This window comes from Spirosoma foliorum (assembly GCF_014117325.1).
Classification (GTDB): domain Bacteria; phylum Bacteroidota; class Bacteroidia; order Cytophagales; family Spirosomataceae; genus Spirosoma; species Spirosoma foliorum.
Genome location: NZ_CP059732.1, coordinates 279777 through 302001, shown reverse-complemented (window position 1 = coordinate 302001; position 22225 = coordinate 279777). Strand labels below are relative to the sequence as shown.

Sequence of the window (22225 nt, the reverse complement as noted above, 5' to 3'; positions counted from 1 at the left end):
AATAATGCACAATGCAAAGCTATCGACCTGACAATGAGCGCTAAAAGTTATCCATTATTCATTGTTCATTCTACATTACCATCAACCCTTTAACTGTCATGAAAAAGAAATTATTGGCCATACTCTTTCTGACGGCCACCTTGACCTCCTGCCAGGATTTTCTGAATCTGAAGCCGGCTTACCAGATTAGTGATCAGAGTTTTTACCAGAATCAAAATGATTTTGAAACGGCGCTGGTTGGCGTGTACAGCACCTTTCGGGGTTTGTATAGCAGTAGCAACATCATTTATCTGGCAGAACTGACCACCGACAATACGGAAATCCAGTGGTCGTCGCCATCAGCCGATGAAATGCAACTGGATCAAAATGGCGTTACGGCAACGAACGCTTTTACCAGAGCGGTCTGGAGTACCTGCCTGTATACCATCTCGCAGTCCAGCAATATTTTGAACCGGATTGATGCGGTCAATTTCGACCAGACGGCCAAGAACCGCATTAAGGGCGAAGCGCAGTTTTTACGGGCGTTCAGCTATTTCTATCTGGTACGCTTATTTGGCAACGTACCCATCGCTACCCAGACGTTCACCAGCCCCGCGCAGGTGTCAGCCGCCGATTTAACGCTAAAGCCCAAAGAGGAGGTCTATAAATTGATCCTCTCCGATTTAACCAGTGCCGAATCGTTATTACCCGCCACCCTGGTTACGGATAAAACCAAGACCTCGCAAATGACCGTGAAAGCGTTGTTGGGAAAAGTGTACCTGACACAGCAGAACTACGATCTGGCTGCTACGAAACTGAAAGAAGTAATCGATTCCAAGCAGTATTCGCTGGTAGCTGACTATAAAACGCTGTCGACCAATGGCAATACGAACCTGGCTGAGACAATGCTGGAAGTCGATTATTTATCGGGGCAAACGCTGGGCAACAACTATTCCTCGTTGTTTACTCCCGCCATCACCAGCATGGCTATCTTCCCCAATAATTCGCAGGGAGCAGGTCGTATTGTGCCGACGCTGGATTTAACCAGAGCTTACGAAGCGGGAGACGCTCGCAAAGCGATTTCGGTTAACGATTCTGTCGCACTCATTGGTGGCAAGAAATCATATAGCCGCTACGGGTTAAAATTCGTCGATTTTAAAGCTGTCGATCCCAATGATGGCAGCATCTCGTTCACCATTCTCCGCTTTGCCGACGTCTTGTTGATGTATGCCGAAGTGCTCAATGAACAAGGTAAAACAACCGATGCGTTGCCTTACATCAATCAGGTTCGTCAGCGGGTTAAATTACCCGTTCTGGCTGGCCTTACCCAGGCTTCCTTGCGACTGGCCCTTGAACAGGAACGACGCGTTGAATTGCTGTACGAGGGTCATCGCTGGTTCGATTTAGTCCGAACGGGTCGGGCGCAAACGGTCTTAAACGCCCATTATGCCAGTCAGAAACTTAGTTTTTCGGTGCAGGATTTCGAATTGGTGTTCCCGATTCCACAAGCAGAAATTGACTTGAATCCGGCACTGAAGCAGAATCCGGGGTATTGATTGTACCCATGGGCTTCAGCCCGTGATTTATCCAGCATTGGTCACGGGCTGAAGCCCATGGGTACATCACCTAAACCTAACTTTTTCAACCCATGCGTACCCAAATCCTAACCTCCCTCTGCCTGTTAAGCATTGTCATTCTGGGCTTTACAACTACGGTAGATACACCCAATCTGGACAATTCGACGCTACGAGGTAAGAACTTCAACAACATCACCCTGGAAGCATCGCTGAAACCGTTTAAGAAAAACGACAAGGCGTATATTCAACAGGTGGCTACGGAGTTGTTTACCCAATGGTCATCATTGCTGCGTCATACCGACACGGTTTCGGTGATGCTCTGGACGTCGGATGGATCGGAAATTCTGGACTATAAAGGCAAGTTGACGCAGCCGCTAGAATGGGCGCGCTACATCGGCAACCCAAACACGGAACATGAAGTGGGTTCGGGACCGAAAGAGTTGTCCCTTCACGAGCGGGCCTATCTGTACATCGAAAATCCACCCGCATTCACCTACGGCGATTTGAAGTTTATCATTCAAACCCTGAAAGAAACGGGCAAGCGTATCACAGGCAAACCCGTTATGATTGGCGCTACGTTTGACCCCGGCCCGGAGTTCGCCAAATCGGAGTTTAAGTACAAAAAGCACCCGGAAATTTTGGGTGGCAACGCGATGGGCCACAAGACGATGGTCAGTTGTTATTCGACCCTGAACGCCGATGCCGACGCCTATGCTGGTTTCCCCAAAGGCATTCCGGCCAATACGCCTTTTGGTACGTTTTTGGGGCGGCAGAGTCAGCATTTCCTGACCGATTTAGGCTACGATTTCATCTGGCTCAGCAATGGATTCGGCTTTGGGGTTGAGGGCTGGTCATCGACCGGGGCTATCTTTAACGGGAAAGCCTTTGCACCCGAAAAATTGGCGAATACCAAAGAATTGATTGCGGGTTTCTGGAATCTGTTTCGCAAGGAATGCCCTGCGTTTCAAATTCAAACCCGAGGCACGAACCTATCGACTGGTGCCGACTTAGCGCGTGATGGCGTCGATTTGAAGCAGATTTACGGGGGCCATTACAACATGCTCCCGCCCCCCAATTCGCCCTGGGCAGCTCTGGATGGTGATTTTGGTCTGGAAATGGTGGGGTATATGTCGCGGATGGCGGAGTTGCCCGACGAGCGTTATCTGTTTCGCTATTACACGCACGATCCTTGGTGGGTGAATAGCCCGTGGCTGGATCGCTACGGGCAGGAGCCGCACGATATTTACCTGCCAATGGCGGTGGCACGTATCAACGCGAAGGGCGAAATAAAGCTGCCAACGCATTTGAATTTCCTGACTGCCGACAATTCCTACGGTGAAATGCCCACTCAGGTACCCGATGAAGTAACGCCCCACATCCTGAAAGCCCGCTACGATGCACCCACCGCGCCAGGGCCGCTGGTCTGGGTCTATCCGTTCGATGAATACCATAGTTGGGCCTACAAACAGCCCGAACGACTCCCGGAAATCTATTACGGCGACTGGCTTATCCGGCAGGCCATCAACAACGGTTTTCCGTTGAACACGATTACGTCTACGGGTTCACTCCAGAAAGTGTTGGCCACAAAGCCTACTTACTTCAATGAGTCGATTCTAGTTTCCATCGTACCCGATGCGGGTTCATCACTCGAAAAAACGCTGATCGACTTCGTTCAGAATGGCGGCAAACTCCTCATCTACGGCCCCGCCGACCATGCCGGAGCGGCTTTCCTAAATCTGCTCAATCTTCAAAATACCAAAGCGCTTGACGGGGAATTTCAGGTTAATTCAAGCATAACATTGGACGAACTGACGAAAAAATACCCGAACAAGATCATCCACAATCCGCTCTTTTCGGGAGGTGGTATTGCGACGCAGGTGAAGAATAAAACTGACGTTGGAACGAAAGTACTGGCAAAAATGAGCCAGAGCCAGCATGAACGCGACGTGGTTTGGGTACGCGAAAAACCGGAGTGGAAAGGCGGTAAAGTCGCCTATGTACGGGGCACCAATTCGAGCAAGTTTACAGGAGGTAAACTCCTAACGCCAGATGACCCGGAACAACTGTTTACGGGACCGCTTTTGATGCGTTACGTTCTAAACCAGTTTGGTCTGGATTACCGAATCGACAAGCGAAACCCATCCGTAAAGAATCCCGTACTCACTATTTCCCGAGGCAGCAACGGCTTTTTCTTTTCGGGTTACTGCCCCAATACAACCATCACGCATCGGTTCAAATTACCGCAGGGCGCACCTATTCTGACGGGTTATGAAACGGAATTGGCGAATGGGTATTCCGTCTACTCAATGCCTAAAGCCTGGCATCGGGAAAGCCGTGTGTTTATTGATCAGGCGGATGGAATCGTGTCGTGTCAGGAAATGACGTCGGGGGTGAAGCACATGAAACGCTGCATCCGATTGATGGGTTTAAAGAACGCTACTGTCCGCATTTATCCTGATGACAAGGTTACGGAACAAGGACTGAATGTTTATTCGAACACGAGCTACCCGTGGAAAAAGCCCCAAACGGCCTTCAAGCTCGGCGATAAAAAGTACGGTAAGCATTACGTCGTTGAAAACGTAACGGGTGATTTGGTAGCGTTTTGGTAGCGTTTTTTAAACGCAAAATTGGTCGCTCTTTTTTGTCATTCCGACGCCAGGAGGAATCTCAAAAAGCTCTCTATATTTTATTTTCAGAAAGTTCAATTGGCTTCTAAGGAAGCTGTTAAAACTTTCTAAAATCGACTACAATCAGGGTGTTTCTGTCATTCCGACGCAGGAGGGATGACAGAAAATGCGAATACAAAAAGAAGTTTAAACAACTTTAATACACAAATACGCTAATGATAAATAGAATCTATAAAATGCTTGTTTTGTTTCTGGGAGTATCCTTGAGCACACTGGCCCAGCAGGCGGATTCTGCTACGTATCTGAGCACTCTAAAACAAGAACTCACAACGCAGTGGCCGAAAAACCGGACGATCAATCTGGTGTTTCATGGGCACTCGGTACCAGCGGGTTATTGGCACGATCACGAAGTGCATACGCTGGAATCGTATCCAAATCTGCTGCTGGCAAAACTGAAAAAGCAGTATCCGTATGCCGTTATTAACGTGATTGTGACGGCTATTGGCGGGGAGAATTCCATCAAAGGACAAACTCGTTTTGAACAGGATGTGCTCGTTCACAAACCCGACGTCCTGTTTATCGACTACGCCCTCAACGACCGTTTCTCGGACATTGGCAAGGTAAAAGAAGCCTGGGCAAGCATGATACAGACGGCACTGGCCAAGAACATAAAGGTAATTCTGCTAACTCCCTCTCCCGACCAGCGGCTGGACATTCTGGATGCAACCAATCCACTGGAGCCACACGTTCAGCAGATCCATCAACTAGCCAACCAAAACCACATCGGAATAGCCGATCCGTATTCGAAGTTTAAGCAGATTGCCAAACGGGGTGAATTGACCAACTACATGTCGCACGTGAACCACCCGAACAAAGCAGGGCATGAGATCATTGCCGACGAAATTCTGAAGTGGTTTACGAACTAAGCGGATTGGCGGGCCGATAATCGAATTCGGGATTGGCAATAACGGCGAATTTATACTTATCGCCGTGGTAATAGGACTGCTCAATTTCAACAACTTTATCGCCCGTACAGATCACGGCACTGTCGAGCAAAAAGACGGGTGTTGGCTTATTGAGGTCAAAATTAGTGGTGTTGGGTTCCAGAATTTTCACGCCTAGCGTCTGCTGAACCTCGTTGATTTTCAGGTGATAGTTGTTTTCGTAGACTTTGAAATACGAAACCTCGGTCGGTATTTTATTGATCTTCGGACAAAGCGTCAGGGAAATGTACTTGACCTCATCTTTAATCAGCAACTCATCAGCATAGCGCAGTTGATGAAGCTTTAGGGCCGGGCCTTCAATAATAAAATGCCGTCCGTTGATCTCCGACGAAATCCCATCCTGTAAAATCGTTTTCTCCAGAACGATGTTTTTGGGCGTAAACCCTTCGGCAATCAGGCTATCGTGAAAACCACGTCGGGTAGCGTAGATTGAGCCTAACGTGCGGAGTAAATGATGATCTTCTGTCCGATTGAGTACGTAGGTACCTTTGCCTTTTATACGCCGTGCCCAACCTTTGGATTCAATTTCGAGGAGCGTTTTTCGGGCGGTTGTGTTGCTTATTTTAAAGGTTTTAATCAGCTCATTTTCAGAAGGTATCTGGTCTCCTGGCAATAACTCCCCCGTTTTTATTTTATCAATAATGCTTTCACTCAGCGCGATAAATTTCGCCTTACCTGTGGTTAGCTGAGCAGTTGCCCCTTTCTTTTCCATCCAGTTCAATCGACCTATAATCCGTTAACATTCGGTGTGTGAGCCTGTTCCGTATAACTAATCGTGAGTTCGTCGATACGTTGCAGGTTCTGTAAATATACAGCTTCCTTTTCAGGATTAATCGAATCAGTAGAGCCAGATGCAGGTCGTGTTTAGTGAGTAATAGACCGCTGATGTTTATGATCGTTTAAGATTAAAAAAGATCAATTGACTAAATGGTAAAATTCCGTCAATTGGCAGTAGTATAAATGTGGAATCAGATCATCCCTATAAATCATAGAGTTCATAAAAATCTGTGTTCTACTTACAGACCTCCATTTCCTAAACCATGATGAGTCGTTCCTTTCTGTTTTTCATATTTAGTCTATTCGTAGTAACCTCTGGCTCCGGTCAGCAAACCGCGTTTCAGTGGCAGCAGATAGCGCCCGGCGTGTGGAAGTCTGTTATTGGAAGCCCGGATGGCATTACGCCACTAGCAGTTGCAGACGTAAAACCCCGTCTGGATGGCTTACAAAAGCTGGGTGATATGCCATTCCCGACACTTCTAGGCGAGAGTGTACACGAAAAAACAGACAACAAAACATTTCTACGATTTCCCCTCCAACAGGGCGAACAACTCTTTGGCCTAGGCTTAAATTTTAAAACCGTTCAGCAACGGGGCACCATCAAAACGCTGCATGTAGATCATTACAACGGGAAAGACAACGGCCGAACCCATGCGCCCGTTCCGTTTTACGTGTCCAGCCTCGGGTATGGTGTTCTGATTAATTCAGCCCGGTACATCACGGTCTACGCGGGTACGGGGGTGCTGGCTGAAGGCAAACACACCCCAGCCGAAATGAACCGGAATACCCAGCGAAACTGGAGTGCGCAACCTTACTCAGATGCAGTAGAGATGGTGGTTCCGGCGGCTGGTACGGAGGTTTATGTGTTTGCCGGACGTACGCCAATGGAAGTTATGCAGCGCTACAATCTTTACTGCGGAGGAGGTACGTTGCCGCCAAAATGGGGCTTGGGTTTTACCCATCGAACGCCAACGCTATTTACCGACAAACAGATTCTGAACGAAGTTGCCGAGTTTGAAGCCAAAGGCTATCCGTTAAGTTTTGTTGGGCTGGAACCCGGCTGGCAATCCCACTCCTACCCAAATAGTTTCGTCTGGGACAGTACGCGCTTCCCTCACCCCGACCAATTTCTGAAGCAATTAGCCACTAAAAACATCCGATCCAACTTATGGATCAATCCTTACGTTTCATCGCATTCACCCATTTTTAAGGACGTGCTGCCGTATACCGGCTCGCATACGGTTTGGGTGGGACGCGTTCCCGATTTTAATCTGGCACCTGCCCGCGATTTATACAAGAGCTTATTCACGAAACAGCACCTGTCCATTGGCGTGTCGGGCTATAAGGTCGATGAAGTGGATGGGTACGATCACTGGCTTTGGCCCGACGTTGCTAAGTTTCCTTCGGGCATCGGTGCCGAGCAGATGAGGCAGATTTACGGTCTGCAATTTCAGAAAATGACCGACGGTTGGTTTCGGGAAAAGAACCAGCGAACCTATGGACTGGTACGCGGTTCAAATGCGGGCTCTCCATGGATGCCCTACGTGATTTACAACGACTACTACGACCACCGCGATTTCATTACAGCCTTGTGTACCAGCAGCTTTGCCGGTGTACTCTGGACACCTGAAGCACGAACATCTAAAACCTCGGAAGAATGGCTACGCCGGATGCAGACGGTATGCTTTTCGCCGATGGCAATGCTCAACGCCTGGGCCGATGGCACCAAACCCTGGTCGTTTGCCGATGTGGCCGACGAGGTAAAAGCGGTGATGCAACTACGGATGGAGTTACTGCCCTATCTCTACACAACCTTTGCTCAGTATCATTTCGAAGGCAAGCCGCCAATTCGAGCCATGAATCTGGTCGATGGTTTTTCCTTTGATGATAAGGCGACAACGGCTCAATTTAATTCTACCGATAATCCCTACGCGATGGCCGTGAAACAGGATATCAAAGATCAGTTTATGGTGGGTGATTTCTTGCTGGTAGCTCCTCTATTTGCCGGTGAAACAAGCCGAAAAGTGGTACTACCACCTGGCAACTGGTATGATTTTTACACTGGAAAATTGGCGGGCAACGGCGAAGTAATCGACGTTAAGCCAGCGTCGTTAGCTATTCCGGTATTTGTAAAAGAAGGGGGTATTATTCCGATGATCCCATTCCAGTTGCATACGCCGGGCGAAACCGAAAAACTTCCGTTACAAATCCGACATTACGGCACTACAGAAGCCAGTTGGAACTTGTATGATGACGACGGCATCACCTTCGACTACGAAAAAGGCAAGTTCAGTTGGGCGCAACTCACCGTCAAAAAAGATAAAAAGGGGAAGCTAACCGGCAGTTGGATAGCGCCCAAAGACCCTTCGTTTCATTATACCAAAGCAACCTGGGAATTTATGACGCGGTAAGCGAAATAGTGTTGAGCAAAAATTACTTCGGCGAAAGCTGTACAGCTACTCGCCTGCTTATTGTTTTTGTATCCTCCTGATTCTCAGCAGATGCTTTTAGCTCCGGCTCTTCCCACTTGACTATAATCTGGTCGGGATGCACACCGCGTTGTTTTAAATAATCTGCTACGGTTTTAGACCTACGCTCCGCTAAAACCAGATTCAACTCGCGCTTGCCTACGTTGTCCGTATAGCCAGTTACGGTTGCGATCCAGGCTGGTTGTCCGGCAAGTTGTTGCGCTATCGAATCCAGTGTGACTTTAACGCCGGGTCGTAGTTTGGGACTACTTTGGTCAAAGTACAGAATATAAATACTCAGCGGCAATTCAGCTGCATTAGCATTGGCTATTGCACGACCGGCCGAGCGCATCTTAGGGTCTTGCCCGAAGGAATAGCTACCGCCTATCCATTGCCAGGCGTAGAAACACAGTAACAACCTGATAATTAACAGCATTCTCATGATCTAGTTTTGCGTAAGTTCTGTTCAATCCAACCTACAACATTCTAATGTATTGCCTTACGTCAACTTAAATAACGCTGATACGAAACTATTAACTGATGAGTTCGTTCCTTAATTTGGCCGGGTTGGGGAAGTAGTAGAATTATATTCCCGATAGATTTATAAACATGTATATTACCCATAGAGCGCCGTATTTCTTAACTTGCGCTTATGTAAACCATTATAAGGACTGCTGTTAATTAAATGCGAAGTAAAAGAGCATAAATTGTAACATTATCAGCTCACGATTTAATAGTATTACCTTATTGGTTCCTGTCTGATCAGATAAAAAAATTCTGATTAGCGATCTTGATATTATTTAATTCTGATTTAATCATATGTCCTCTATTTTTGCCACTCACTCCCTTTTCCATCTCTACTAATGGCTACTACAATTTCGGAATTACTTAAAAAGAACAAGGCCCAACTGCTGGATACCTGGATTCAAAAGCAATTAGCCAGTGAAAGCCTGCGGGACGATCTGATGACGAACGACGAATTGCGAGCGCAATCGGAAGAGTTAGTTAATGCCCTGGCCAATATCATTACAGAAAGCAATATAAACCAAGTCGATTCTACAGACTTCGACGAGATATTTGAAATCTTATCGGCGGTTTCACTGTCTCGTGCCCGACAAGGTTTTTCTCCCCGCGAAACAGGCTTGTACATCTTCGGTCTGAAAGAGGCTATTCTGGATTTGCTACAGGATAAATTAGCTGATAACCCAACGCAGCTTTTTACAGAGGTCCGAAAAATAAACCGGCTCCTCGACAGTTTCTCCGTTGTTACATTCGAGACCTTTATTAAAGGTCGGGAAGAAGTCATTTTCCGCCAAACCGAAGAAATCACCGATATCTCGACCCCAGTGATTCAAATATGGGATGGCATTCTGGCACTTCCCATCATTGGCACGTTAGATAGCGCCCGAACGCAGGTTGTGATGGAAAGCCTGTTACAAAAAATTGTTGATACGGGTAGCAGCATTGCCATTCTGGATATTTCGGGCGTACCCGCTGTCGATTCATTAGTGGCGCAGCATTTAATGAAGACCGTTAGCGCAACTCGCTTGATGGGGGCCGACTGCATCATTAGCGGTATCCGACCTGAAATTGCCCAAACAGTTGTTCATCTAGGTATCGACTTGTCCAATATCATTACTAAAGCCTCTCTCGCCAGTGCGCTTAAGCATGCGTTTAGTATGCATAAGTTGATCGTTAAGCAAGGGGGAACGGACAAGACTATACGCTAAAATACCCTGCCCATGGAAAAAATACCTATCCTTCGAATGGGGGCCTTTCTGCTGGTCACCATTCAGGTTGATTTATATGACCGGCTGGCGTTGACTCTGGAAACCGATTTGATCAATATGGTCCACAAAACAGGTGCCCGTGGTGTATTGATCGATATCTCGGCTGTATCCATTGTAGACTCATTTATGGGTCGAATTTTGGGAAATATTGCCAGCATGACCAGAGTGCTGGATGCCGAAACAGTGGTAGTTGGTATGCAGCCAGCTGTAGCTATTACTCTGATTGAGTTAGGATTATCACTCAGTGGCGTGTATACCGCACTCGACGTAGAACGGGGGATGAGTCTGTTACAAACAAAGCTTGGCCCAAACGACGAACTGACGGATGATGACGACGACGCTGACGATACTGAATAAAGACAGTATGACCATTACCCGCGAGCAGGACGTTGTTCCATGCCGCAATCGGGTTAAGGAGGTAGCGATTAAGATCGGGATGGGCCTCGTTAACCAAACGAAGCTCATTACGGCAGCCAGTGAGTTATTGCGGAACATGCTTCGCTACGGCAACGGTGGAGAAGTATTGATCGAAGCCGTTAGTAAAGGACGCGAATCGGGTGTGCGCCTGACATTTATAGATAAAGGCCCTGGTATCGCCGATATTAATCTGGCTATGCAGGATGGATTTTCTACTGGCAAAAGCCTGGGTTTAGGCTTGCCGGGCACCAAACGCCTGGTCAACGAATTTGACATTAAAAGTACCGTTGGTCAGGGAACAACAATTACCATTTTAAAATGGAAAAATGGATAACTCCGTACATGTACGCTTTCAGGCACCCGATCGGAGTTATTTGGCTCTACTCAAGAAAGGAATAAATCAACTAGCGGTACAGGCTGGTTTTCAGCACCAACGTCTTAGTGAAATCGACCTGATTGTGGCCGAAATGGCTACGAATCTAATCAAACATGCAGGCGGGGGCGACATCCTCGTGCGTCATTTTCAATCAACCAATCAGTCGGGAATTGAATTGATTAGTATTGATAACGGTCCCGGAATGGCTGATACCGCTAAAATGACAAAGGATGGCGTTTCCACTACAAGTACGCTGGGACATGGCCTGGGAACCATCAATCGATTAGCCGATCAGACGCAGATTTACTCGATAAAAGGATGGGGAACAATCCTGTTAGCCCGGATATTTCTCAATCCAGCGGCTGCACTTATAAGCGAACGATCGTCTGGGTTTGAGTTCCGTTCCTTACTGGTTGCTAAACCCGGCGAAACTATGTGTGGCGATGGTTGTTATCTGAAAATGACACCAGGCCATATCAAGCTATTTCTGGGAGATGGTTTGGGGCACGGCCCGGAAGCTCACCTGGCTGTGCAGACTGCAATCAACTCGTTTCGTCATTGTCCGGATCATCGCCCGGTCGATATTCTGCGGTCGATGCATCGTTCGGTTACAAAAACCCGCGGATTAGTTGGTTCTGTAATTGTTTATGATGTGGCAACTCAGCAATGGAACTGGTGTGGTGTGGGTAATATTTCAACCCGGCTCAGCGGGGTAACTTCTTCCAAAAACTTCCTGTCTTACAACGGAATTATTGGGATGAATCTGCCTGCCACCATGAACGATCATATGCTGCCTTTCGAACGAGGGCAATTACTCATTATGTGTTCAGATGGGTTACAATCGCGCTGGGATCACACCAAATATCCGCTAATTCATCGGTATGATTTGACTATTTTGGCCGCAGCTTTATACAAAGATTATTCCCGGCAAACGGACGATACATCCTTAGTTGTTGGGCGTGCTCACGGAGATCATGGAGGAACTAATTAAGATTTCGCTCGACAACGAGATGGACCTGATTCTGGCCCATAAACGGGCTATGAAACTGGCCGAATTGGTTGGTTTGTCGCTGGCCTCCCAAACTACCTTTGCTACGGCTGTATCAGAGGTAGCCCGTTATGCCATTGAGCAGGGTACCGGCCCGCTGCTGTCGCTCAGCACTGATCGGCTTCGAGGCAAACAGTTTTTAGTGGCGGTTATCGAAGACAAGAACCTTCCCGTGGCAAATCCACTCAATCAGGGGTTGCTCTATGCGCAACGACTAGTCGAGAAAATGGAGATCACCAACACGGGAAAAGGTGGGAAAATCATCCTGTACTATAGCCTGCCCACTTCCCGAAAACCAAGTCCTGAACAGATCGATTATTGGCGGGCCCAATTCGATGTCAATCACTCCCTTTCGGCTTATGACGAAATCAAGCGAAAAAACGAGCAGCTACAGGAGCTTGCCTTACGATTACAAGCCAGTGAGCAGCACTACCAACGGGTAACCAACTCATTACCCCTGCTCATTTTTACAGCGAATCAGGCAGGGCAGTTACTGTATACCAATTCCTGGCTCACAGAACTTACCGGTCACACCCTCCAGGCCATTAATCAGACCAAATGGGCAAAAATCATCCATCCCAGCGATTACGAGGGTTTCTGGGCATTGTGGAATAAACAAGCCGCCAACTATTTGCCGTTTCAGTATGAGTGTCGATTGCGCGACGCAGCCACCCAAACCTATTTATGGCATCTGTTCACCGCCCAACCCGTAAAAAGCGATGTTGAAAAAGTAGCCGCCTGGACGGGCTTTGTGGTGAACATCCACGCACAGACACTTGTTACACAGACACTTCGACAAAACGAAGAGCTAGCTCAGGCAAAAGAAAAACTGGAACAATCGCAACGCGAACTAGAGTCAACAGTACGCGAACTGAACCGGAGCAATGAAGATTTAAGTCAGTTTGCCTACATTGCCAGTCATGATTTGCAGGAGCCCCTACGCAAAATCCAGCAATTTGGCGATCTGCTCCAGACTCGAAACAATGAACTATCAGGTGATTCACGAACGTATCTGGGTCGGATGCAGTCGGCGGCCAACCGGATGTCGGTACTGATCAAAGATTTGTTGAGTTTTTCCCGCCTGTCGACCCGTCGCGAAGCACCAGTTCCAGTGGCACTTACAGCACTGATTAACAACTGTCTGGAGAATTTGTCTTTACCCATCGAGGAAACGCAGGCGCAAATTCATATACATACTCTCCCGATCATTGAAGGAGAAGCCTCGCAGCTTGGCCAGTTGTTCCAAAACTTGCTGAGCAATGCGCTTAAGTTTCATCAGCAGGATGTACCTCCTCAAATTCATATTCAGTCGCAGGAGATAGCCTCTGCCGATTTACCCGACACTATTAAGCCAGCACGCCAATCGTCGCTCTATCACCGAATTGAGGTTCGTGATAATGGAATTGGTTTTGACGAAAAATACCTGGACCGTATTTTTCAGGTTTTTCAGCGCCTACACGGCAAAAATGAGTTTGAGGGTACGGGCGTCGGTCTGGCCATTTGCCAAAAAGTAGCCAACAATCACGGGGGTGCGATTACGGCTACCAGTCAACCCGGCGAAGGCTCTACGTTTCAGGTTTATTTGCCGATAATTCAAGTGGCGAGATAGTAAGCCTATAAATTTTTTGAAACCTGCTAGGTTTATAACCACCATTACCTGCTTCTTCAGCGTCGCCTTAAACTGCCCCCTGGGCGTGGTAATGTTGAACCCAGTTGGCTTATCGCCGTTCATTTTTACTCCCTTGCAAGGCATCCAGTTTTTGTCGCGATTCGGGGTTTTCCTTCAGCGACAGGGCTTTTTTTAGCTGAACGATGGCATTGGTCGTGTCTTTCTTCGCAATAAAGTAATCGCCGTAGGAATCATACACATTATAGCTGTCGGGATAATTAGCCACGTTGAGCTTAAAAAATCGTTCGGCTGTTTTGAAATGCTTGCCCGCTAACGCCTGATAACCAAGGCTATTTATTCTATTTTCATCAGGACTCACTTTATAGCCCAATTGCTTCGACACAGTAGCAAAATGCTTTTCGTATTTATCGGCCAGCGCAGTCGTTGTATCGGTGAAGTCTTTTTGGGTTAGTTTCAGATTGTAGTCTTTGAAAATAAAATGCAGGGCATCGTACTCGGTAATGAGTGGAACCGAGCCGTGGGTATCGTTCTCGTAGTATTTGCTTTGGTAGTGCAGGCCGTTTTGATTATTCGCTTTCAGATGACGGTCCAGGTCGAAAATAGAGCGAATATGAAGAGTACTGGCACTTGTATCTTTGGGCAACTTCGAGAGCGTCATGCCTTCATTCATCGTGTTGGCAATACCCACATACAACGGAATTCCGGCGTACTTTTTATTGGTTAACTCTTTCTTTGTTTCAGCCAGAAATCGTCGTTTATCGTACCACATGCTTGGGTCAATCGCAACATACGCATTAAATAGATTCGTGTGCTTCGTGAGCGCCTGCATAACTGTCAAACCACCAAACGAATGGCCGATGAGCATTTTGTATGGTTGCGTCGGGTACAACGAGTCAATGTGTGGCATCAGTTCTTTTTCGATAAACGACAGAAACTTTTCACCCCCGCCCGAATTTTTCGAGAAATTACGATCCATAAAAGGCAGGTCGCTCTCTACGCGTGTTGGCGTCAGATCCCGTGTTCGGTCGGTGTTTGGAATAGCAACCACGATCATTTCGGGGCAGACCGTATTGCCATTCACCGAACTCAGTTGTTCAATCATGCCCACTACCGACGAAAAATGGCCATCACCATCTAACAGGTAAACAACCGGATAGCGCTTTTTGCTATACAAACCATCAGGTCCACTATCAGGAATATGCACCCAGATCTTCCGTTTCTCGTTCAGTATTTTCGACTGAACACTATCTATTTTGCCAATAACAATTCGATTGTCAGGTTGTGCCTGAGCAACTAATGGAAACGCAGCAAGAACAAGGAGCAAGGCAAGGTGTTTCATGAGTTGGCGAAAAAGAGAATGGCAGTTATAAAAGTAACGAAAACCAACACATTTCCTAATTGATCACTGTGGCTACCATTGGTGTGGTTTCGTGTTCTTAAAACCTCTCAGTGTCAGCTATTCATCTCTGGCATAGTCTAATCAGCCCGGTAAGGGCGTCCTGTCAATAGGTATGTCGCTAACTAAAAGCCCCAAGCGCCGTAGGTGCGACCTAATTATTGATATATCGGTCGCACCTACGGCGCTTGGGGTTATGTCGAATCTTCTGTTTTCTATTAACAGGCCACTCCTATCGGAGTTTCGAACATGCGCAAAAGATAAATATATACTGTAGCTATTAGTAGCTGACACCACGGAGATAAACCCGTCCTACTTCTTCTGTTGCGACAGGAAGGTGATCAGCGAGGCAAATTCTTCGTACGACAGCGCATTGGCCAGACCGTCGGGCATCATGGACGTTTCCATCTCTTTGCGTGATAAAATATCACTGGCTTTGATGGTATATACTTCGCCGACAATGTTCCGCAGAACGACTCTGCTTGCCGACTCCTCGGTAATGAAACCGGTGTAGCTCTTGTTGCCTTTGGCCGTAACGAACACCGTAGCGAAACCCTGCGAGATAGACGCGTTGGGTTTCAGAATCGACTCGGCAATCTGCTCACGGTTCATGATCGATCCAATCTGTCCCATAAACGGACCTTTCATGGTTTCGCCTTTCGTGATGCTATGACAGGCAATACAACCCTGTTGGGTGAAGAGCGCTTTTCCTTTTACGGGATCGCCGGGAATTTTGGCCATCGCTAACATGATATCCTCGATAGACGATTTACCAATCTGGCCTTTCTGGTTTCTGATTTTCTCCAGATCAACTTTGGGTTCTTCTTTGGTCGCAACAACTTCCTCAACCCCAAATTCAGGAATATCCATTCGAAGGCGGCTGTTCAGATCAATAAAAAACGGCTTTCCGCTGGCATCGGCTTTCGCCCATTCTGATTTCAATAGTTTTTCGATGGCTGGCGAGGATTCCCAGGTAACGCCTTTATAGTAAGGCCCGTGCGTGTCAGGGCGCGTTCCCCACCACCAGGAGCCGTCGTAATCAGCTTCTTTTTTGTACAGACGTGCCAACGTAACCAATATCTGTTTTTTCAAGGTGGCATCAGTAGTACGCTGATAGGCGGCAATCAAGCCGTCTACTGCTTTCGGGTTGTGCATGTAGCGCAATGCCCAGAGTGCAAGGGTAGAATTTCCCGTTCCGATGGCGCTTAGGCAGGCATCTACAGCGTTCAATTTCACCAAGGTTCGAACAGCAATATGGGCAGGTACAAGAGCCGAATTAGGTGTGGCATGTGGACCTTCTGTCCCTTTAGCGGGTTCAACAAATGAAGCCGGAACTGCAACTTGTAACAGCGCAGGTGCCGCTTCTACCTTACCAAGCCGCCCTAAACCAATCATAGCTGCTAGCCGAACACGATCTGATGGGTCTTTCAACGCCTGCATGAATGGTTCAACCGGAACTGATTTGATGTATGGCATTCGGTCGCTGAGCGCGCGTAAGGCGTATTCTCTGAATTCAGGATCTTCGGTCAGTTTAACTAGGTTAGTAATTCCCGCTTCGCCCACAGCCTGCGCATAGGTGTACATCGCAGCGATTCGGGCATATAACGGAGCACTTTTGTCAGCGGCTAGTTTCCAGACCGCTTTAGTAATTTTATCGGCAGGGCGAGCCAGCAATTCCTGCTGAGCATACTGACGGGCTGCAGCACTCCCCGATTTCAGGTAGTTCGTCAGTTCTTTTACCGACGCCTTTTTGAGTGAAGGAAACGCTTTATAGGTCCAATCGGCCGGAACAGCCCGCATCACATATCCTTTAGATGGACTACCCGAATAGCCCGCGCCATCCCAGGCAGCCAGATACATACGTCCTGACGCATCGAATGTCGACATCCGTAATCTGAGGCAACTTGATAAACTCCTCTTCCTTTTGGGTGTAGCTTGGCCCATCGGGCGTAACCCGGTGAATGTACAACTGACTACGCCCCCAGTCGGCCATCATGGGCACATGGTTGTATTTGTCTGGCCAACTGGCGTCATCCATAAACAACGATCCCGTACCCGAACCGCCACCTACATCGACCAGCGCGGGAATAATTTCGTCGGTAAAGTGCTTAAACAAAACGGGATAGCCGTACTCACCCGATTGAATCTGATGGCTAAACCGAATGTTCCAGCCACCCCCATCGTTGGTGTTATCCCGCGTGAAAATATTCATGTACGGATCAATGGCGACGTCGTAAATGTTGCGCATCCCGTGCGAGAAAATCTCCATTTCGGTACCATCGGGCCGTACCCGAACAATGCCACCACCAAGCATCGTCAATTTTTTACCACTGCGATCAACGGCATCGTGGAAACCAAAATCACCAACGGCAATGTAAATCCACCCGTCAATACCCATCCGAATACCGTTCGTTGCGTGGTCCGTTCCCCGGCTCTGTAGGAAGTTAGGGTTACTTAGGTTTTGAACGAGTGGTTTAGAAGGTCCATCGGCAACACCGTCCTGATTGGCGTCTTCGAATACAACCAGATCCATATTGCTGGCTTTGCCGGTTTCTTTCGAGAACGTCGTGTGCAGAACAAAAACCTGATCACGAAGAGCGATAATACCGCGAGGGTTATCGACCATAGCAAATTTGGTATGCTGATCTACCTTCCCGTCGTTATCCTTGTCAACGAGCTTGATAACGTAGCCCTTACCAGGTTCTTTCCCCAGCGATCCAATCATATCAACACCCACGAAAACCTCGCCGGTTGGAGCAACTGCCAGACAGGCAGGACTTGGGGTAAGATCGGGGCCTGCGAAGTTAGTAAGTCGAATATCGGCAGGGCCATCTGCCAGTAATCTGGGTCGGCGAGTTGCTTGGGGTTCAGAATTACCTAATTTTTCAACAAAGCCAATCAGGGCCAGCACAACATAAACCAGACTCAATGAAATTCTCAACATTAGTGCTATTCGTTTGGGGGCGGAAACAAATCCTATTTATACAGTTTTAACTTCTTTCATCAGGAAAGCAACTAAAGTGAGTAATTTAACTAGTACTTTGGCAAAATAGATCATATCGACCCTCTCGACATCTTACCCACTGATTATCAACACAATAGACCCAAAATAGAACTTCAACTCAGATCTCTGGGGCATAGCCGCTGACGAGGCATCAACGTTCTCACGAAATGTGTCATCGAAAAGGTTTACCCAGTAGAATAAGGGAGCCCAGCCAGTAAAGAGCAAGCCGACATGCCATACCTAGTTGTCGAAATCAAATTTTGAGTGCTATAGCGGGGTACGTGTCAGTCCAGTACACTATAAATCGGTTTTTTTGCCATTTCGCAGGGCTGACTATCCGCATAAGCAGCTCTGCGTAAAATCCGTCATTTGATCGCCATCAATATGTCTCACAAACTCAGTTGATAGATGATGTCATGTCCTAAAATAGGTTTACACCCTTAACTGAGCTGTAAAATGAACAAACGACAAAAAGCAGTACGAGAATACTTGCTGGGTGGGTGTACCTACCTGCAACTGGAGAAAAAGTATGGTATCAGTAAAGCCACGATAAATCGGTGTGTGCTCAAGTGTATTCCTCTGAAATAGCTTGACACTAACCGTGTAAAGTTATGATCGAGAACAAATTGGTGTATTACCCTAGTTTTACTTGACAGATTTTACACTCATTTTAAGCGACAACCTTCGTTTCCTCAGGCTGTACTTTTTCCGACTGGGGGCGCTTTCGAACTCGCCATTTTTTTGTTAACTCACCCTGCATCTGATGGGCTTGTTGAGGGGTGTAATAATTGCAACTACGGTGCGGTCGCAACCGATTGTAGTTATCAATGGCTCGTCGGATTGCCTCCTGAGCGGCTTCGTAATTGACAAAGCTCCGATTCAGCAGCATCTCCTCTTTAATCGTTCGATTCATCCGCTCGGCTAAAGCATTCTCATAAGGGTCGCCCTGCTCAGTCATACTAATGGCAATCTTGGCTTTGCATAATAGACCGGTATACTCACGACAGCAATATTGAACGCCCCGATCCGAGTGATGGATGAGATCATTACTAACTTTATTGGCATTCAAGGCCATTTTTAGAGCAGCCAACGGCCCCTCCATTTCTAAGGAACGATGGAGCTTCCAGCCCACAATCTTTCGAGAGTAGGCATCCGTAATCAAACTCAGATAAGCGAACCCATAATGGAGCGGCACACAAGTAATATCGCTGACCCACAATCGATTCGGCGCCACTATTTTTTTCCCCTTTGTCAGATTTGGATATTTTCGGAAGGGATGATCGGACCAAGTAGTTCTTGCCCGCCGTGTTTTTCTCCTGACCAGTAATGCGTTCTTTTTCAGGAACTTATTAAATTTATCTCGCCCAATTTTAATCCCATGCTGCTGACGAAAGTCCGCCAATTGATGATGCAATATTTCAGTACCAACCGACGGCAAGTTCACTCGTAACCGACGGACTTCAGCCAGCAATATCGCTCCTTGAAGATCTCCCTTATCCTTTCGTTTCTGTCGCTCCGGCGCCCCGGTCATCATACCAAGCCTGGCGGCTCTTCCCAAACAGCCCGCAGAGCGTCTGCATACTCACCAATGGATGGTGCAGATGCAGATAACTCACTGTTTGGAACCGCACGGGCGGCCCCGCAGACTTTTTTCGAATTGGCAAGTTGAACTGCTGCTCGGCCAGCTCAATAACAGTCGTTAAGGCCTGATTCTTTAACCGCTCTTGTTTCAAAGCCGCTTCGGTATCAGCTAGTTTTTGTTTGAGCGCTTGGACTTCATCAGTGATGGGCTTTTTCATGACAAAACAGGGAAAGCGGGCGGGCTTAAACCGCACGGGCGGCCCCGCACCACACAAGTTGATAGCGTTGGTAGGTTCGATTCCATTGATTGAGTAAGGTACGTGAAATGCCAAATTCGGTCAAGACCTGCTGTTCAGTGACCATCTGTAAGCGTAGGCGCTCAATAATTCGCCGTCGAAATAAGGCGGTTTTGTACTTTTGCTGGCTTCGAGCCAATTTGTTCTCGATCATAACTTTACACGGTTAGTGTCAAGCTATTTCAGAGGAATACAGTTAACACTGAACCGGATTCGTTATGTACGAATCCTTGATTCGAGTTTTCTACCGTTTCTATGTCGCTACTCGTTACAAGCATAGGTAACTACGTGTAATGGACTCTTCAGCGCAGTCTACTCAGTAGGCATACGACAGACTTACGTTCCAGACAAAGTCGTCACTTGGGATAGTCGACTGAATTTTTTGATTGATAAGCGATGAGATAGCCAGCGGGAAGCGGTTACGGGTCACCATAAAAGCCGATGCAACGTAGTAGCCTTTTAGCGCATCGATGGTCACCAGATACAGTTGGGGAGCAATTCGTAATTCTACGTCTTTTAGTAACGGAATTTGAGAGAAATTGCCGGTAAGCGATATGAAATTGGTGACTTTGGGTGCGCCAGAAAATCCTCTTGAGTGGAGGTAGTAAATGCCCAGGCTGGCTTTCTTCGACAGGTGATACGTTGGCGTTAATTCACCGACAAAATACCGAACAGCCGTCAGGGCTTCACCCGTGGGACCACCTGGGGGTAGTATCGTATTGGTAAATACCACCGAGGGGTGAACCCCCACGTTCATGCTAAATTTTGGCGTTTCTATCGCTTTGTAGCGTACCCAAAAAATAAAAAACCAGGGCTTGGCATTTTCCAGTGCGAACGTTAGCTGCGGCTCGAAGCTGAAGCGGCCCCGGCGGGCGGTCATATCAAAGATGGCGGCTGGTCGGCCCAGGTTGAACGTTGGGATCAGGGATATGCCATTGTTGGTTACGGTTACTGCTCCGGTAAACGTTTTCTGTTGCTGCTGCAAACTATCGGTTTGTTGCGCAACAGACAGACCGGGAAACCAGCTAAGAAAGCCAAGAAATAAGATAAGTAGTAGTTGTTTTTTCATCGGGTAAACAGATCGGATCGGGCGGGAAAACGGGCGGGCAAACCGCAGCCCGTTGCATCCGGCTCCTGGCTTGCCTTCCCTTTCGTAAAGGGTTTTTAGTTTTTGACGATGTACTGTTTAAGAAAGGCTTCTACCAGATCGAACGTTTCTTTCGTCCAGAATTCCGCGCTTCCATGATCAGCCCCTTTTAGTTGATAAAACTGATACCGGTAGTTATACTTTTCGAGGGCATCAGCTAGCAGCACACTTTGCTGGAAGGGCACTAACCGGTCTTTAGAGCCATGAATAATGAGGATGGGTGGTCCATTTTTGGCGTCTTTGATGTACTTGATTGGATTCGTTGCAGCGGCTAATTCTTTATTTTCCAGCACATTCTTCCCACCCAACAACTGGCCTTCGGGACTCTTGGGACTTATATGATCAAAAATAGACGGCTCTACATTCATCTGGGTGATATCCGTTGGACCGTAGAAATCGACGACGGCATTCACCGTTATGGGATACTTGTCCAGATCCTTGGTATCCAGTTCCGGGTTGTTTTGCGTTAAGCCAGCCAGTAGTGCCGTATGACCACCGGATGAGTCTCCCCAGATAAATAGATTGTCCACATCGACATGATATGCGGCTGCCTGCTGTCTCATAAAACGGATCGCTGTTTTGGCGTCCTGAAGTTGGGCGGGAAACTTGGCGACCGATGAGGGGCGATACTCCACCATGGCGATGACATACCCCCGCCGGGCAAATTCGGCTAGTTGCGGCAAATTCGCATAGACATTTTGCTTCATCCAGGCAGAGCCTTGGACGTAAACGATACAGGGCATTTTACCGTTGGCCCCTGTGGGTTCAATAATCTGCAAGGTCAGATCCAGCCCATCGCGGGTAGTATATTTTATGTTCGGTCGATAGGTTACCAGGGGACTATCCTTACCAATCGAGACGACTTTCATGTTTTTTGACGAAGCCTTCGATTCCGGGAAATCGGCATAGGTATAGGGTTTGGGCGGAATCGTCGGGCTTATTTGCGCCAAGCCCCGAATCGTCAACAGGCAGGCGAATAGGGAAAAAACAGACGTTTTCATGGTCTTACTCGAAACAGATTTACTATAGATTTCATCGAACACGGCTTGTAACTGAGATGCTTTATGTTGCTCCTGAATGCGTAATAGGGTTATACAGAAATGAATAC

At 47.6% G+C, this 22225-nt stretch carries 18 protein-coding genes and 1 pseudogene; 10 read left to right on the top strand and 9 right to left on the bottom strand.

The genetic code is table 11. The features are described 5' to 3' along the window. Positions 1-98 precede the first annotated feature (98 nt). The 3 genes from H3H32_RS01270 to H3H32_RS01260 all read left to right on the top strand — a co-directional run bounded on the left by H3H32_RS01270 (position 99) and on the right by H3H32_RS01260 (position 5109). On the top strand, positions 99-1535 hold the full coding sequence (locus H3H32_RS01270) for a RagB/SusD family nutrient uptake outer membrane protein (RefSeq protein WP_182460883.1): 1437 nt from the start codon (positions 99-101) through the stop codon (positions 1533-1535). Positions 1536-1627: 92 nt separating this feature from the next. Continuing rightward, on the top strand, positions 1628-4165 hold the full coding sequence (locus H3H32_RS01265; RefSeq protein ID WP_182460882.1) for a hypothetical protein: 2538 nt from the start codon (positions 1628-1630) through the stop codon (positions 4163-4165). 233 nt (positions 4166-4398) lie between these two features. Continuing rightward, positions 4399-5109: an SGNH/GDSL hydrolase family protein gene (locus H3H32_RS01260; RefSeq protein ID WP_182460881.1), complete on the top strand. Its 711-nt coding sequence runs from the start codon at positions 4399-4401 to the stop codon at positions 5107-5109. Here H3H32_RS01260 and H3H32_RS01255 read toward each other — a convergent pair. Further along, positions 5099-5899, bottom strand: a complete 801-nt coding sequence (locus H3H32_RS01255) for a GntR family transcriptional regulator (RefSeq protein WP_182460880.1) — start codon at positions 5897-5899, stop codon at positions 5099-5101. The two genes, H3H32_RS01260 and H3H32_RS01255, sit on opposite strands and share 11 nt — an antisense overlap. Before the next feature lie 328 nt (positions 5900-6227). Here H3H32_RS01255 and H3H32_RS01250 point away from each other — a divergent pair, with 328 nt between their 5' ends. After that, on the top strand, positions 6228-8375 hold the full coding sequence (locus tag H3H32_RS01250; protein WP_182460879.1) for a glycoside hydrolase family 31 protein: 2148 nt from the start codon (positions 6228-6230) through the stop codon (positions 8373-8375). A 22-nt stretch (positions 8376-8397) separates the two neighbouring features. On the opposite strand, the gene H3H32_RS01245 is transcribed toward H3H32_RS01250, so the two are convergent. Then, positions 8398-8874 carry an OmpA family protein gene (locus H3H32_RS01245; protein WP_182460878.1) on the bottom strand — a complete coding sequence of 159 codons (477 nt, stop codon included), beginning with the start codon at positions 8872-8874 and terminating at the stop codon, positions 8398-8400. A 421-nt stretch (positions 8875-9295) separates the two neighbouring features. Between H3H32_RS01245 and H3H32_RS01240 the strand changes: the two genes are divergently transcribed. From H3H32_RS01240 to H3H32_RS01220, 5 genes are read left to right on the top strand one after another with little or no spacing between them, the layout of a single operon-like run. Then, complete coding sequence (locus H3H32_RS01240; RefSeq protein ID WP_182460877.1) at positions 9296-10162, top strand: STAS domain-containing protein; 867 nt, start codon at positions 9296-9298, stop codon at positions 10160-10162. 12 nt (positions 10163-10174) lie between these two features. After that, positions 10175-10579, top strand: a complete 405-nt coding sequence (locus H3H32_RS01235; RefSeq protein WP_182460876.1) for an STAS domain-containing protein — start codon at positions 10175-10177, stop codon at positions 10577-10579. Then, complete coding sequence (locus H3H32_RS01230; RefSeq protein ID WP_240543623.1) at positions 10548-10973, top strand: anti-sigma regulatory factor; 426 nt, start codon at positions 10548-10550, stop codon at positions 10971-10973. Before H3H32_RS01235 ends, H3H32_RS01230 begins: the two co-directional genes overlap by 32 nt. Continuing rightward, on the top strand, positions 10966-12006 hold the full coding sequence (locus H3H32_RS01225) for an ATP-binding SpoIIE family protein phosphatase (protein ID WP_182460875.1): 1041 nt from the start codon (positions 10966-10968) through the stop codon (positions 12004-12006). The genes H3H32_RS01230 and H3H32_RS01225 overlap by 8 nt, the downstream gene beginning before the upstream one ends. After that, positions 11990-13672: a sensor histidine kinase gene (locus tag H3H32_RS01220; RefSeq protein WP_182460874.1), complete on the top strand. Its 1683-nt coding sequence runs from the start codon at positions 11990-11992 to the stop codon at positions 13670-13672. Before H3H32_RS01225 ends, H3H32_RS01220 begins: the two co-directional genes overlap by 17 nt. A 109-nt stretch (positions 13673-13781) precedes the next feature. Here H3H32_RS01220 and H3H32_RS01215 read toward each other — a convergent pair whose 3' ends face one another. After that, positions 13782-15032 (bottom strand): alpha/beta hydrolase-fold protein, encoded by a 1251-nt coding sequence (locus tag H3H32_RS01215; protein ID WP_182460873.1) that lies wholly within the window; start codon positions 15030-15032, stop codon positions 13782-13784. A 369-nt stretch (positions 15033-15401) separates the two neighbouring features. Continuing rightward, positions 15402-18033 (bottom strand): annotated as a pseudogene (locus tag H3H32_RS01210) (DUF7133 domain-containing protein). 516 nt (positions 18034-18549) lie between these two features. Here H3H32_RS01210 and H3H32_RS01205 point away from each other — a divergent pair. After that, positions 18550-18681 (top strand): helix-turn-helix domain-containing protein, encoded by a 132-nt coding sequence (locus tag H3H32_RS01205; RefSeq protein ID WP_182460872.1) that lies wholly within the window; start codon positions 18550-18552, stop codon positions 18679-18681. 82 nt (positions 18682-18763) lie between these two features. Here H3H32_RS01205 and H3H32_RS01200 read toward each other — a convergent pair whose 3' ends face one another. From H3H32_RS01200 to H3H32_RS01185, 5 genes are all read right to left on the bottom strand, one after another. Then, on the bottom strand, positions 18764-19627 hold the full coding sequence (locus H3H32_RS01200; protein WP_240543622.1) for an IS3 family transposase: 864 nt from the start codon (positions 19625-19627) through the stop codon (positions 18764-18766). Continuing rightward, entirely contained in the window at positions 19587-19892 is a 306-nt protein-coding gene (locus H3H32_RS37275) for a hypothetical protein (RefSeq protein ID WP_240543621.1), read from the bottom strand. The genes H3H32_RS01200 and H3H32_RS37275 overlap by 41 nt, the downstream gene beginning before the upstream one ends. Before the next feature lie 25 nt (positions 19893-19917). Continuing rightward, positions 19918-20124 (bottom strand): hypothetical protein, encoded by a 207-nt coding sequence (locus H3H32_RS01195; protein WP_182460871.1) that lies wholly within the window; start codon positions 20122-20124, stop codon positions 19918-19920. A 162-nt stretch (positions 20125-20286) separates the two neighbouring features. Beyond that, positions 20287-21039 (bottom strand): hypothetical protein, encoded by a 753-nt coding sequence (locus H3H32_RS01190; RefSeq protein ID WP_182460870.1) that lies wholly within the window; start codon positions 21037-21039, stop codon positions 20287-20289. Positions 21040-21134: 95 nt separating this feature from the next. Further along, on the bottom strand, positions 21135-22118 hold the full coding sequence (locus H3H32_RS01185) for an alpha/beta hydrolase (RefSeq protein ID WP_182460869.1): 984 nt from the start codon (positions 22116-22118) through the stop codon (positions 21135-21137). Between the last annotated feature and the right edge of the window lie 107 nt (positions 22119-22225).